Below are 13,241 nucleotides of genomic sequence, written 5' to 3' on the forward strand. Positions count from 1 at the left end.
AGGATTATGGGCGTTGCGAGGATCAGTGGTCTGTTGCGACGTCCGGGCGTTCGAACTTGGTGAACGTGCGGATGCCAAACAGAGCGATCACGACGAAACAGATCAGGGGCAAGTAGAACGAGCTGCGGACGCCTAGCTCGTCGATGAACTTGCCCTGCAACAGCGGCAGCACCGCGCCGCCGACGATCGCCATGATCAACCCGGCCGACCCGAGCTTGGCTTCCTCTTCGGGAAGATCTTTTAACGCGATCCCGTAGATCGTCGGGAACATCAGCGACATGCAGGCCGATACGAGGACCAAGCAGATCAGGCCGGTCTTGCCCGGCAACAGGATCGCTCCCAATGTGAAACCAACCGCCGCGATCGCAAACAACGCCAATAGTCGGCCGGCACTAACGTAATGCATCAAGAAGGTGCAGATGAATCGGCTGATTAAGAAGATCACCATCGCGGCGATGTTCCAGTTCTGAGCTTGGGCGAGCGTCAGCCCCACCTGTTCCATGCCGTAGTGAATCACAAACGTCCAACACGTGATCTGGGCTCCCACGTAAAACGCTTGCGCGATCACCCCTTCGCGATAATTCGGCCGGGCCAGCAATCGGCCGACGATCTCGAAGAAGGGGGCGTCCGGTTCGGGCTGTCGGAAATCGGGCATCTTGGCGACCGCAAACAGGCCCAGAAATGCCAACGCGACGGCAGCGATCGCGACGTAGGGCGTTCGCACCACGGCCAGGTCGTGCGTTTGGATCGCCAGGAACTCTTCCGGCGCTGTCGCTTTCATGTTCTTCAGTCCCGCGCTGGCAGCGCTATCCAATGCGCCAAACTCCGTGGCGAAATCGGGCAGCCCGTCGGGATACTCCGCGTGCAGGTACTGCACCGCGGCGGGATCGCGATTTTCGACAGCGTCGCGAAACGAACCGATGTTCAGGGCGGGGGCGATCAGCAGCGAGGCGACGATCATGCCGGTCAAGGATCCGATCGGATTGAAGGCTTGAGCTAGATTCAAACGCCGCGTCGCCGTTTCGGCGGGGCCCATCGCCAAGATGTAGGGATTGCAGCTGGTTTCCAGAAACGCCAATCCGAAGGTGAGCACATAAAAGCCGGCGATGAAGATCCAGAAATTGGTATTTAGGCTGGCCGGGATGCTCATCAACGCGCCGACGGCATAGAGCGCGAACCCGACCATGATCGCTCCTTTGTAGGAGAACCGGCGAATGAAAAACGCCGCCGGTAATGCCATCGTGAAGTAGCCGCTATAGAAAGCAAACTGGACCAGCGAACTCTGCGTGTTGCTGATCTGGAAGACCTCCTTAAAAACCTTCACCAGCGGGTTGGTCAGGTCATTGGCAAATCCCCACATCGAAAAACAGCAGGTCGTCAAAATGAACGCCAGCAAGTAGCGGCGTGGAACGACCGCGGGCTGGTCGTTGGCGAGTTCCGACGGCTCGCGATCGGCGAGCGATGAAGCTGATGTATCCATTGAGTATCTTGTATCCGCCTAGCTAATAATTCTGCGATTCCTTAGCTCACCCAGTGCGCCGACATATTGCCCGCGAGAGCCAGCATCGTTTCCAATCCGCTCGCCGCCATCGCGAGACAGCCCGAACGAGTCCACAGTCTATTCGATCACGATCCGTTTGCTCTACCGGAGCACCACGTGGACGTGCAAATTGCCAGGAGCGAAGAGAAGGACGTCTAGAACGCCTAAAATTGAGGCTGCCACACTTCACCCGCCCGGCGAAGCAGGGAGGGTCGAAAAACGAGCGATTAGCAAGTTTTTCGGGGAGGGCCTACTGCCGTATCGAACGACAGTGATTTGCACGAACTCGCCTCCCCGAACAACGCTTCGCTCGTTCGACCCTCCCCTTCAAACTGCGTTTGGCGGAGGGTGAAGGCTGACACCTTCTAGTCAAAAAGAAACTGCTTCGTGCTTTTTACCCGAGCTACACTGCGGGTTCGGATTTATGCAACATGAGCATGTTAACTCTATTGTATGGCGACACCACGGTTATGATGAGTTAGAGCGGCAACAGGCCTAAGCGTCTCGCTCTTACCGCGAGAAAGCTTCAGCGATGCAGTCGCACGATTACCTTAACTCACTCGACGAAAGCTGTGGTCGATTTTGCATGTCCGCAAAAGATGCTGGTCGTTGAAGTCGACGGCGGATACCACGACGGTGTCGTGGATGAAGATTTGAGACGTCAACGACACCTCCGATCACTGGGCTGGCAAACCATTCGCTTTACCGACAAGGAGGTTGAAGAGGATGCAGAAGCGGTAGCGCGTGCGATTGCCTGTAAACTAAACCTGCCGTACGAATTCAAAAATCGCAAAGCAACGGGGGCGGGAATGAAAAGCGTCAATCACCCTAAGCAACGCAGGTTGTGACTCGCGTCAAACGCTTCGACGAGCTCGCCATGCTTCCTTCTTGGTCCAGGGGTATCGGCCCACACTTCACCCGCCCGGCGAAGCAGGGAGGGTCGAAAAACGAGCGATTAGCAAGTTTTTCGGGGAGGCCCTACTGTCGTATCGAACGACAGTGATTTGCACGAACTCGCCTCCCCGAACAACGCTTCGCTCGTTCGACCCTCCCCTTCAAACTGCGTTTGGCGGAGGGTAAAGGATGGCGCCCACCTTGCGACCGCCAGCAGCCCACACCCCCGCCCGGCGAAGCAGTCTCCCTCTCGACAGGACTGATCTACATCAGCTGAAATATCCGTCTACTTTTTACCATGTGCTTTTAGCCTGCAACCAAACTCCGTGCCTTGGTGCCTCCGTGAGAGACTTCCGTTCCCCAGCAAACTGGCTCTCACAAATGCACCAAGGTACGGCGAAATCCTGAAGGCCACCTCAAATCGACTTTCGCGTATGATGGCGGTTTGATGCCACTGCCTTTGGCAAATTCTAAGCGACTCTCCCCGGCGACTGCCCCGACTTATGTTAGACCCATCGAACAACCTACTTGTTCAAGCCAATCCACCGTTTCGCTACCTGAAGCAATTCAATTCGGAAGAGTTCGCGAAGAAGGCGTCCTGCCGAGATCGACTTCGACAATCCGATACACGATGGTTTCCCGGCGACTATCTGTCTTCGGTGTTCGCTCGAGAATTGTGCGAGCGTCAGGCGTTGCCGTTCAAAGAGGTGCTGGAGAGTTTTGAATTTTTCGCCTGCGTGCGAAATCGGATTCGCAGCAAATCGGTGGCTGACTTGTGCTGCGGACACGGGCTGGTTGGAATCCTCTTCGCCATGTTCGATCGGGATGTCGAAGACGTTTGTCTGTTGGACAAAGTGCGTCCGCCGAGTTTTGATCTGATCCTCGCCGCGGCACAGGCGGTTGCCCCTTGGACTGAGGCAAAGATTCGTTACGTCGAAGCTCCGTTGAAACGAGCCATGGACCATCTCGATTCGGGGACCGCGATTTTAGGTGTCCATGCCTGCGGTGCAAAAACGGATCAGTGCATCGCCCATGCGATCTCGCTGCGAGGTACCGTTGCACTCCTGCCATGCTGCCGACAACATCGTTTGCACCCAGCACCGGAGTGTTTAAAGAACGTCCTAGGGGCTGATGTCGCCATCGACGTCGATCGCACCTACCGTATGCACGCGGCAGGCTACCGCGTTCGCTGGGATTATATCTCGCCCTCGATTACCGAAATGAATCGTGTCCTGATCGGCCGGCCGCAACCTCAAATCGACACCACGCCCGACACGCCCGCTGTCGCTTCGGCCAGCCAGTAGCTGCCGCTCGGTCGTCTTACTGCGGTGACTCGATGAGTTCCGCTTTTTCGGTTGCGTAGAGATTCCACAGCGTATCGAGTCGCGCGGCGATCTCCGTTTCGTTGCCGACGATCAACCAGTAGCGGTATCGATAGATCGATTTCGGGCCCATCAGGACTCGCGAGACCGGCGCGACATGCATGCAGGGGCCAGCCGTTGGATCGTCGCTGAGTCCCGCGGCATGCGGTCCAAAATTCCAGTGCTCCGTTGCGCTGGGTGAAAACAGTGCGACACCCTGCCCGGAGGCTTCGAACATCGCCATCGCTTGCCTTGGCGGCGACGCCTTGCCCCAGGGCGGCCCCGGACGTTGATGCTCGGGGCGCCATTTTCCCGATCCCAGATAGCTTCGCACGTCAGCGAAGTTGCGAGTGAAGTAGCAAGCGGGAACCTCCTGCGGATTCATTCTCGCGGTGCCCCAGCGATCCCCTTCGCGACGCATCGCTTGGAACTCGCATCGCACGCGGACGACGCCTGGCATGTTGGATTCCATCGTCGTCCACTGCCGCATCACCGCTTCAGCCTCTTCGTCGGCCATGTCCCACAGCTTGGGAATGGTTTCGGAATACAACCCATCCTCACGTTTTTCAAACACCGTCACGCGTGCCCAACTCCCCTGCCCTTTCACGCTGCCAACGCCACCTCCCTGGATCGGATTCCAGGACCACGGACTCCAGGACTTGTGCTGTCCATCGGCAGTTCGGTCGATCACGCGGCCGGCGTAATACGATTGTTGGATCAGCCGTCCCGGATCGGCAATGTTGACGAGGTTGCGAGGATATCCAGCAGAGGACAACCATGTAATCGCAGCTCCTTTCTCGCGGTCGATGCCCACTTTGATCGATCCGTTGTCGATCGTGATCAGATCCTCCGCGATCGATGTTTGCATGTTAACGCTGCAGACAATAAGCACAGCAATCCAAGTTTGCACGCGAGTTCGTTTCGGGAGATTCATGGTGGGATCCGCTTGCGCGTTAGTTGTTTGTTCTGCGGAGATTGTATCTCGAATCGCTGGGGATTTCGCGGCGTGGAGCGGTTACTTTCGGGAGGCCTTTTGCAAGGCGAGCTTTCGTTTCTGCATGCGCCTCCGACGAGGCGAGGTTTGTGAATTCGTTCGGGTCGTTTTCCAAATCGTACAGTTCTTCAAAGCCATCGTCGTAGCGGATGTAGCGATAGCGTTCATCGGAGACCGCATGCGACGGTTCGGGGCCAAAGGCGTACGACGTCAGCGACAACCGATCTCGCTTCCGCCCCGGATCTTTTAATTGCGGAACCAAGGAGAGCCCATCGCACTGCGACGGGATCGGCAAACCAGCCAGCTCGCACAGCGTAGGGTAGAGGTCGGTGAGCGTCGCCGGTTGGCGAGTCGCTTGGCCATCGGCACTCACTCCCGGGGCGTGGATGAACATCGGCACGCGGGTCGTTTGATCCCACAGGCAAAACTTTTCCCAGTTCTGTTTTTCGCCGATGTGGAATCCGTGATCGCTCCAGAGGACGACGATCGTATTCTCTTTGATCGGCGAAGCATCCAAGGCATCGAGCAACCGCCCGAGCTGATGATCGGTGTAGCTGATGCTGGCCAGATAGCCTTGCATCATCTTGCGCCACAATCGATTTTTTATCACCCAACGATGCCACGATTGTCGCTCGGGAACTCGGGCATCGTCGAGATCATTGTCCAAAGTTTCCGGCAATGTGATCTGATCGATCGGGTGCATGTCGAAGTATTTTTTAGGGACTTCAAACGGGATGTGAGGACGAAACAATCCTACCGCCAGGAAGAGAGGTTTGTCGTGTTTGGCATTCAGTTGCTGGGCAGCCCAATCGACAACCATATGGTCGCCGGTTTGTGCATCGGGAACCAACAGCGGTTGTGCGCCAAACAGATTGCGGCCGCCAACGGGGCGTCCCGGCGAGATGCCGGCTCGCGCGTCGGGGATGATCCGCGGCCGCGGCCAGTCGGCGGAGATCGGATCCAGAGGATCGCCGCGGTAGGCGTCCCAGGCGTCGGGATCGTTCTGCGAATCGCCGCGAGTCCACTGCAACGTGTGAAAGATCTTCCCACCGCCGGCCGCGTGGTATCCGTGATTGCGGAAGTGTTGGGATAAGACAACCGCATCTTTCAACGCTGGCGATTCGTCGCGCCAACGCGGACCGTGTGCCCGAAACAGATTGTTGTAGAGTCCCGAGCTAATCGGATGCACGCCGGTCATCGTGGCCACGCGCGACGCGTGGCAGACCGGTGCCGCGCAGTGGGCGTTGGCAAACGTCACGCTCCGTTTCGCAAGCCGTTCGAAATTGGGAGTCTTCACGCCCGCCTGATTATCCAGCGGCGAGATGTAATCGTTTAGATCGTCGATCGCGATGAACAACACGTTCGGCTTGGGCGGATCGGCGGCTTCCGTAGCGACCGAAGTCGCCAGCGCTACGCAAAGTAGAATGACTGTCTGTTTCATCTGTTTGTTCCGTCTTGGTTTGCTCCTCGCATGCGGTTGGCATGCGGAGGTTGTTCTATCCGGCGCTTGGCATTCGCCCGCAAGCACAGTGTTTTCTCGTTTAACCGCGTGGGCATCGCCCCGCGTTTTCGAGGGACGCGCGGCCCAACGTTTTTTTTCGTTTAACCGCGTGGGCAACGCCCCGCGTTTTCGAGGGACGCGCGGCCCGCTGGGACCGCGGTTAAACGAAATACTGTTCAACGAAGCGTAGTGGACGAGGTTACGAGTCCTTTTGCATCAGACCAAATCGCTGGGACTCGTAACCTCCTGCTGATTACCCACAAGTCGTCGCAAAAACAGCTCGTTTTGGCACGGTATTTGCGCTTGTAGTATTTCATTTTGCACAATGAAATCTTAAGGTGAAAGCATGCAACCGACCAGTATCGCATACGAATTTCAAGATATTCAACTTGGAGACAAACGTCTCAACGATCGAGCCGAAGCGTTGCTCGCCTCGCTGGCGGCCAACCCTTCGGCCAGTATCAACGAAGCTTGCAGTGGCTGGGACGAAACCAAAGCCGCCTACCGTCTATTCGATAACCCCAACGTCGATCCCGAAGCCATTCTCGGGGCTCACGCTGAAAAGACACTCCAACGAATCAAGGCCCAAGACACCGTTTGTATCGCACAAGATACCACCGAACTGGACTACACCGCGCATCCGCCCGAAGGCGTCCGTAATCTCGATCGCTTAGGCCGCCGTGGACTTTACGATCATTCCCACATCGCCTTCACTCCAGAGAAACTTTGTCTCGGGGTGGTCGGTGTTAAGTTTTACGATCGCGACAAAGAAGCGCTCGGCACCAGCAAGAAGCGAGAAGGCCAACCCCTACACACCGGCGAAGGGCAACGATGGCTCGATGGTTATCGCAAGGCCTGCGAGATCGCCGGAAAATGTCCTGAAACTCAGATCGTTTCGCTGGCCGATCGCGAAGGAGACATCTACGACATTTTCGTCGAAGCCGATCAGCATGAAACACCGGCTCAGTTCGTCATTCGCTCGCAGCGAAAACGCTCGTTGCCGGAGAAAGACCCCGATGGCGGGCCTGCGGCTTATAAGAAAATGCGTGCCGAAATCGCATCCGCCCAGCCGGTCGCTTACCGCGAAGTCCAGCTTCCCAAAACGCCCGAGCGAACCAAAGGATCGGGAAACAAACAACACCCCGGCCGTGAAGCACGCACTGCGAAGTTAGAAATTCGAGCGAAGCGGATGACTCTTCGTGCGCCACACAACAAGCAGTCTTCGATGCCGCCGGTCGAGATCAGTGTCGTTTGGGTGAGCGAAATCGATGGCCCAGGCGACGGAACCGAAGTCGACTGGCTGTTACTGAGTTCTCTGCCGGTCGACACGATTGCCCAGACGCTGCGGATTGTGGATTTGTATGTGGCTCGTTGGCCAATCGAAGTATTCTTTCGAGTTTTCAAAACTGGCTGCCGGGTCGAAGAGATCCAACTCGAAGCGAGAGACCGACTGATCCGCGCGTTGATGTTTTACAAAGTGATCGCATGGCGGATCATGTTTGTGACCTTCTTAGGCCGCGAGTGTCCAGAGCTTCCCTGTGATGTCGTCTTCAGCGAAGCGGAATGGAAGTCGGTCTGGAAAGTGGTGGAAAAGACGGCTCCTCCAAAGCAAGCTCCTGAGCTGTCACAATTCATCCCAGTCCTTGCGACCCTTGGCGGCTACAATCACCGCGAAGGCGACGGTCCGCCGGGAGCCGAAGTGATCTGGCGAGGCACGCGGCGAATGCTCGACTTCGCCCTCTGCTGGCAAGCCTTCGGACCAGACCAATGACTTGTGGGTAATCGACAGCTCGTAACCTCGTCCACTACATCCCGCCGCTAATTCTTTCCACGGTCCGAGGCTCCTTCGTTAATCGAAACGTTTAGGTCGATCGGTCTATGGCGTGAAGTGATGTAGCACGTGGCCCGCCCGATCGGTCAGGAGGATATTCGAGATTCGGATTTTACCGGCTGCTGTCGACGGATCGATACGGACAGCGTCGATAGGACTGCTCGGCGTGAACTCAATAGCATACTGGTGTGTTGCGTCATCGTGCTCGGGTTCAAACGTCACGCTTCGCGCTGCCAGGAAAGGCGGGCGGACACCTTGTTCACGCCAGAAGATTTGCCCACGGCCGGTGGAGTTCGATCGCATAGCAAAGCGAAGTGTCAACGGTTGTTGTGAGACCGGTTTGGGCAAGCCGTAGATCATATAAGGATCGCCGCCATCGCTGGTGAGGACCAACGCGTCGCCGTCACGTTTCAGCGTGCAGGTGCCATCGGGCTGCCAGCCTGCGACCGGCTTGCCACGTGGCTTGGCTGACTTCTTCGCTTGCTTGCCTCCTGTATTTTTCAGCCTTCCCATCCCTTCCATCCGCGGACGGTATTGCGACGGATCGAATCGCTTATTTCGCTGCGGGCGAACCGCATTGGTGTCGACCAAAAACGCTTCGATCAACGCATCCATCTGTTGCACCCGCTCGGGATGTTTTGCCGACAGATCGTGCTGTTCGCCGATGTCCTCCGCAAGATGGAACAGTTTGTAGCGGTGTTTTCCCGCTTCACCGCTGTGGAAGATGCGGATCAGTTTCCAATCGTTCTGGTGGACGCTGACCGCAGGTGGCAACCATTCGGGAATCGGAGGGCTGTGAGGGAAGTAGGTGAAGATCGCGTCGCGATCGAGCGATCCGCCCTGCAGCGCCGGTGTGATGCTGATTCCGTCAAACATTTGATCTGACTGTTTTTCGATCGATAACATCTCCAGCAGCGTCGGGTAGAAGTCGCTGCTCTGGATCACTTCGTCGCTGCGTGAGTTGGCCGCGACAACACCTGGCTGCACCACGATCGCCGGCCCGCGGACGCCTCCTTCGTACATCGTCGCTTTGCCACCACGCAGCGGCGCGTTGCTGGTCGCCGTGGTGCCGTCGACTTGGTTGTACATGTTACCGCCGTTATCCGAAGCGAAGATGATGATCGTGTTGTCGGCGATCTTCAGACGATCCAACGTGTCCAGCAGCGTGCCGACCGCATCATCCATGCTCTCGATCATCGCAGCGTAGGTAGGACTTCGCTGAGGATTTTTGGGATCGATTTGTTTTGCGTATCGATCGATCAACGCCTGTTTCGCATCAAACGGAGCGTGCACGCTGAACATCCAATAGTTCAAGAAGAACGGTCGCCGCTGGTTCTGTTCCATAAACGTCACAGCTTCGGAGGCCATCCGATCTTCGATGTGTTCATCGGGCGTCTGCGGATCGAAATCGGGATACCGCCAGGGAGCGACATAACTGCCAGCGGGACCGGGGCCTGCCCAGTGCGGCACGTCGATGTCGAAGCCATGTTCAAGAGGCGAATAGGGAGCGCTGCCGAGATGCCATTTCCCAAAGTGGGCGGTGGCGTAACCATTGTCTTTGAACATCTCCGCAAGCGTGTAGTAGCTGGTCTTTAGACGCGAGACCGAATTGGGAGACGTCGCCTTCAGATGAGGCGGGCCGGTCGAAGTCGCTTCGGCCGCAAGGATCACCTTCGGCAAATGACAATTGGGCGTCGTGATCCCCGTCCGCGCCGGACTCAGGCCCGTCAGGATGCTGGCTCGCGTCGGCGAACATAGCGGACTGGAGGAATAGGCGCGAGTGAACGTCATCCCGCGAGCCGCCAGCCGCTCGATATTTGGCGTCTTATAGAACTTGGTGGTGCCAAAGAGCGTCGTGTCGCTCCACCCCAGATCGTCCGCCAGGATGAATAGGACATTCGGTTTCGCCGCCAACAGATCTCCGTTCGGCGAGAACATACCGCCCGCAAGACAAGCAAAAAACAACAGCGAAGGGAGCGAGATCTTATTCAGAATCACAACAAACCTGTTTATGTAGGCGGCACGTGGAAAGAGCGAAGGACGAATCATCGACGCCGATGCGGCGAAAGGATCCGTTGAACCAGCCTGCCTATTCTAACAAGCGATACTAATTCAATGTCTCCGCGAGATCACCTCTTACCTACTTCAGATTGAACGCGTCGCACAGCTCGTCGATCACGCGTTTGGGCATCGCCGAAACCGCTCCGATACTCTTGGCATTGATTACCGCTTCGGCTGTCGATTCGAGGACTTCCAATCGGTCAAATGCATCCAGCACACTCGAGCCCGTCACCAGGACGCCATCGTTTTCCAGGATCGCTGCCGGGTTGCGGGAGGTGACAAAGTCGGCGATCGAACCGTCGGATCCGTACTGAACGCCGTAATCCGCTCGTCGCACGTCGCGAAGAAAGACGTAGCTTTCGGGAATCGTGCGGACATCAAACGGGACATCGGTCGCGCTGAAGGCGGTTGCGTTCACCGGATGCGCGAACACGATCGCTTGCACGTGCGGATGTCGCTTGTAGATCGCTTGGTGCGCACGTGCGGCGCGGCTGGCCAGTTTTCCCGACTCGCGTCGATCGCCGTCGACCAAGACAAAATCTTCCGCCGACAAGAGTTCGCGGTCTTTCTGCGTCGGCGTGATCAGAAACGCATCGCCATCCAGACGGGCCGAAAAGCTGCCTTCGGTGCTGATCAACAGTCGTTGCCGACAGCCGCGTTGAACAAACTCACACAACTGTCGGCGCAGCTCACGTTCGTCAGCCGATGCGACGCCGGGATCAAACGATTGGAAATCGACGCCACGCTGAGCGGCTTGATCCAATTGGGGATCGCTCAAAAATCGCAGCTCGCCCAACTGATTCGCTTTGATCAGCGTCTTGCCAGCAAATTCAAACGCTTCGAAACGCTTGAACGCCGACGCCAAACAATCCCCGCCGACGACAACGCCATGGTTTTCCAAGATCACGCTGTCGCAACCTTCGGAAAACGTGTTGGCGATACTCGCGCCAAGCGCTTCGCTGCCCGGACAGGCATACGGTGCAAAACCGATCTTGCCGCAAACGCTGTGCGCCTGGTGGAACAACCGCGTGTTGGGCGTCTGCTGACAGATACTGAAGGCAACCAAAGCGACGGGATGAGCGTGAACGATCGCCCCGATATCGGGCCGCGCCGCGTAGATCGCTTTGTGGAACGGGAACTCGCTCGACGGCGGATGCAAGCCATCGACGCTGCCATCGGCTGCGACACAGACGATGTCGTTGCGAGTCAGATTCCCTTTGTCGACTCGAGCCGGTGTGATCCAGATGTTGCCATCGGCATCGCGGATCGAGAGGTTGCCGCCGGATGTGGTTGTCATCCGGTAGCGGTAGATGCGATCCATCGTCCGCATGATCTCATCGCGTGGATGAACAAGGGCTCGAGTTGTATTCATGGTTCAGCAATTTCCAAGTTCGCGTAATCCGGGCCTTGATCTGACGCCGCGTCGCGACGGGCACGTTGCCCGCCGCGTCTGCATTTTACGGACGGGCGGGAAGCCTATCCTGCTTTCGGAGCCTATCCCAAGGGACGGACGACCGAGGTGCTGCGGTAGTAGTCCATCAGCGTTTCGATCGACAACACGCCGCCCCCCATGCCGCTCTTGTTGACGCCGCCGTAAGGGACGCCGTGGGCGAAGACGTTGTGGGCGTTGATCCAGCTGTTGCCGGCGGTCATCGATTCAGCCACGCGTGCCGCCCGATCGTCGTCTTTGGTCCAAACGCTGTTGGCCAATCCGTATTGCGTGTCGTTGGCCATCGCAATCGCTTCCTGTTCGGAACCGAACTTGGCCAAATAAGCAACGGGGCCAAAGATCTCTTCCTGAGCGGCGACATTGTCCAGCGAACCAGCCAGCAACGCCGGTTTGACGTAATTCCCTTCGTAGCCTTCGACGGTGGCAGCTCCGCCGCCGTACAAGCACTCCGCTCCGCCAGCTTTGCCTTTGTCCTGGTATCCCAACACGCGTTGGCATTGTTTTGGATTGACCACGGGGCCCATCTGAGCGTTTGGATCCAGGGGATGCCCGATTTTCACTTCCTTCAATCGATCGACGCAGTGTTTGACAAATTCGTCGTAGACGTTTTCGTGGATCAACCAACGCGTTGCGTCACAGCAGACTTGGCCGCTGTGGAAGGTGATCGCACCTACAAGTGCTTCCGCCGTCGCCTTGACGTCGACATCGTCGAAGACCACAGCAGCTCCCTTGCCGCCGAGTTCCAGTTTCACGGGGACCAGGTTGCGGCCACACGCTTCGCCCACCATCTGTCCGACTTCGGGCGATCCGGTGAACGACATCCGCTTGATCTTGGTGTTGTTCGACAACGCGGCACCCGCCGTCGCACCGCGGCCGGTGACAACATTGATCACGCCGTCGGGAACGCCCACTTTCTTGGCCAATTGAGCCAGATAGAGTGCCGACAACGAAGTGTCTTCGGCTGGCTTGATCACCACGGTGTTCCCGGCGGCCAAGGCGGGCGAGATGCCCCAACCGATCAACAGGAAGGGGAAGTTCCATGGGAAGATGAACGCGCACGCCCCCCATGGTTGCTTGAAAGTCCAAGCGTCGTGGCCGGGCACATCCAACTTGGTTCGCAGTTCCACCTTGTCGGCGAGGCCAACGAAATAGCGGAGCGTGTCGACGAAGTTTTGCACGTCACCAGCGGCTTGAGCTTGGATCTTGCCGGCGTCGAGCGCTTCGATCTGTGCGATGATTGCCTTGTCCGCTTCGACGGCGTCGGCCAGTCGCAATAAAATGCTGCTGCGTTCCTGCTGCGACAGCCCCGCCCAGGCGGGAAACGCTTCGTCAGCGATCTCCACGGCGCGATCGATTTCCGATGGGGAGAGGTCGTGGATTTCAGCGATCGTGTCGCCCGAACCGGGATCGATTGTCGGGATCAAGTTTCCCGAAGCCGCAGGGAAATCCTTGCCCCCCACGAAACTGGCAAATGGGCTCTGCTTCAGGAATGTCTCGACGGCTGGCAACAATTCGAACTTCGTCATAACGCTCATTTGGTAACTCCTGCGAGTGATTGGATTTCGTTTTTTTGTCGCTTTTGGGGGGCTCGTTCTCACCGGCGACTGTT

Annotated in this window: 9 protein-coding genes; 3 read left to right on the forward strand and 6 right to left on the reverse strand. The window is 57.4% G+C overall.

What is annotated here, in order from left to right:
• Nucleotides 1-22 precede the first annotated feature (22 nt).
• On the reverse strand, nt 23-1,480 hold the full coding sequence (locus CA51_RS05225; protein ID WP_145118444.1) for a sugar MFS transporter: 1,458 nt from the start codon (nt 1,478-1,480) through the stop codon (nt 23-25).
• 632 nt (nt 1,481-2,112) lie between these two features.
• Here CA51_RS05225 and CA51_RS05230 point away from each other — a divergent pair.
• Both CA51_RS05230 and CA51_RS05235 read left to right on the forward strand, forming a co-directional pair.
• Complete coding sequence (locus tag CA51_RS05230) at nt 2,113-2,388, forward strand: endonuclease domain-containing protein (RefSeq protein WP_145118446.1); 276 nt, start codon at nt 2,113-2,115, stop codon at nt 2,386-2,388.
• A gap of 705 nt (nt 2,389-3,093) precedes the next feature.
• On the forward strand, nt 3,094-3,738 hold the full coding sequence (locus CA51_RS05235) for a hypothetical protein (protein ID WP_145118448.1): 645 nt from the start codon (nt 3,094-3,096) through the stop codon (nt 3,736-3,738).
• A 16-nt stretch (nt 3,739-3,754) separates the two neighbouring features.
• Here the strand turns inward: CA51_RS05235 and CA51_RS05240 are convergent, their stop codons facing one another.
• Entirely contained in the window at nt 3,755-4,663 is a 909-nt protein-coding gene (locus CA51_RS05240) for a hypothetical protein (RefSeq protein ID WP_145118450.1), read from the reverse strand.
• Between the two features lie 85 nt (nt 4,664-4,748).
• A complete protein-coding gene (locus tag CA51_RS05245) occupies nt 4,749-6,230 on the reverse strand; it encodes a sulfatase (RefSeq protein ID WP_145118451.1) in 1,482 nt (493 codons plus the stop codon).
• 406 nt (nt 6,231-6,636) lie between these two features.
• Here CA51_RS05245 and CA51_RS05250 point away from each other — a divergent pair, with 406 nt between their 5' ends.
• Nucleotides 6,637-8,061, forward strand: coding sequence for an IS4 family transposase (locus tag CA51_RS05250; protein ID WP_145118453.1), 1,425 nt, complete (start codon nt 6,637-6,639; stop codon nt 8,059-8,061).
• Nucleotides 8,062-8,166: 105 nt separating this feature from the next.
• Here CA51_RS05250 and CA51_RS05255 read toward each other — a convergent pair whose 3' ends face one another.
• The 3 genes from CA51_RS05255 to CA51_RS05265 form a co-directional block, all read right to left on the reverse strand.
• Nucleotides 8,167-10,119, reverse strand: a complete 1,953-nt coding sequence (locus tag CA51_RS05255) for a sulfatase (RefSeq protein WP_231746013.1) — start codon at nt 10,117-10,119, stop codon at nt 8,167-8,169.
• Nucleotides 10,120-10,261: 142 nt separating this feature from the next.
• Nucleotides 10,262-11,554, reverse strand: a complete 1,293-nt coding sequence (locus CA51_RS05260) for a class II aldolase/adducin family protein (protein ID WP_145118457.1) — start codon at nt 11,552-11,554, stop codon at nt 10,262-10,264.
• A 122-nt stretch (nt 11,555-11,676) separates the two neighbouring features.
• Nucleotides 11,677-13,167, reverse strand: a complete 1,491-nt coding sequence (locus CA51_RS05265) for an aldehyde dehydrogenase family protein (RefSeq protein WP_145118459.1) — start codon at nt 13,165-13,167, stop codon at nt 11,677-11,679.
• Nucleotides 13,168-13,241: the final 74 nt, after the last annotated feature.

This window comes from Rosistilla oblonga (genome assembly GCF_007751715.1).
Taxonomy (GTDB): domain Bacteria; phylum Planctomycetota; class Planctomycetia; order Pirellulales; family Pirellulaceae; genus Rosistilla; species Rosistilla oblonga.

Excerpts from the sequence above, each read along its gene's own strand:
- CA51_RS05225 (WP_145118444.1), bottom strand. The coding sequence starts at position 1,480 with ATGGATACATCAGCTTCATCGCTCGCCGATCGCGAGCCGTCGGAACTC.
- CA51_RS05260 (WP_145118457.1), bottom strand. The coding sequence starts at position 11,554 with ATGAATACAACTCGAGCCCTTGTTCATCCACGCGATGAGATCATGCGG.
- CA51_RS05265 (WP_145118459.1), bottom strand. The coding sequence starts at position 13,167 with ATGAGCGTTATGACGAAGTTCGAATTGTTGCCAGCCGTCGAGACATTC.
- CA51_RS05250 (WP_145118453.1), top strand. The coding sequence starts at position 6,637 with ATGCAACCGACCAGTATCGCATACGAATTTCAAGATATTCAACTTGGA.
- CA51_RS05245 (WP_145118451.1), bottom strand. The coding sequence starts at position 6,230 with ATGAAACAGACAGTCATTCTACTTTGCGTAGCGCTGGCGACTTCGGTC.
- CA51_RS05240 (WP_145118450.1), bottom strand. The coding sequence starts at position 4,663 with ATGCAAACATCGATCGCGGAGGATCTGATCACGATCGACAACGGATCG.